Source organism: Sinorhizobium sp. P24N7, from assembly GCF_042436655.1.
GTDB lineage: Bacteria > Pseudomonadota > Alphaproteobacteria > Rhizobiales > Rhizobiaceae > Sinorhizobium > Sinorhizobium meliloti_A.
Map to the genome: position 1 here is coordinate 1 of NZ_JBHMIW010000080.1, position 679 is coordinate 679.

At 57.4% G+C, this 679-nt stretch carries 1 protein-coding gene; it reads left to right on the plus strand.

Translation table 11 applies throughout. The features are described from left to right. A partial coding sequence (locus ACFHWW_RS33995; RefSeq protein WP_379943763.1) for a hydantoinase/carbamoylase family amidase occupies window positions 1–679 on the plus strand: 679 nt, incomplete at both ends.

Below are 679 nucleotides of genomic sequence, written 5' to 3' on the forward strand. Positions count from 1 at the left end.
AAAGAGGGCCTTGAACTGATTTCCAGGCTCATGAAGGATGCCGGTCTTACTGTACGCATGGATGAGGCGGGTAACATTATCGGACGCAAGGAAGGCAGGACCCCCGAAGCTCCGGCTGTCCTGACTGGATCTCACTCCGATACAGTCCACGAAGGTGGAAAATTCGACGGCGCTCTTGGCATTCTCGGGGCGATTGAAGCGCTTCGTTGCATGAATGACGCTGGCATTGTCACCGTCCACCCCATCGAAATCTACGCATTCCGCGATGAGGAGGGTTGCCGCTTCGCTTCCTCATATTCCGGCTCGCGGATCGTGACAGGAAAATTCGAACCCGCACGACTGACGAAATCCGATGTTGACGGGATCACTGTAGCTGAAGCGCTGACAGAGCTTGGCATCGATTGGCAACAGGTCCAACTGGCTGCCAGACCGACTGCTTCAGCTAAGGCACATGTAGAGCTGCATATCGAACAAGGCTGCGTCCTGGAACGCGAGGGCGCGCCCGTTGGCATAGTTTCGGGCATATGTGCCTCATCCCGAGGGCGGATCACCCTCACGGGTGAGGCCATGCACGCTGGAACCACGCCGATGAACATGCGCCGTGATCCGATGTCCGCGGCCGCGGTCATCATCCAGATGATCGAGAATGAGGCCAGCAAAACGGGGACGACAGTGGCAA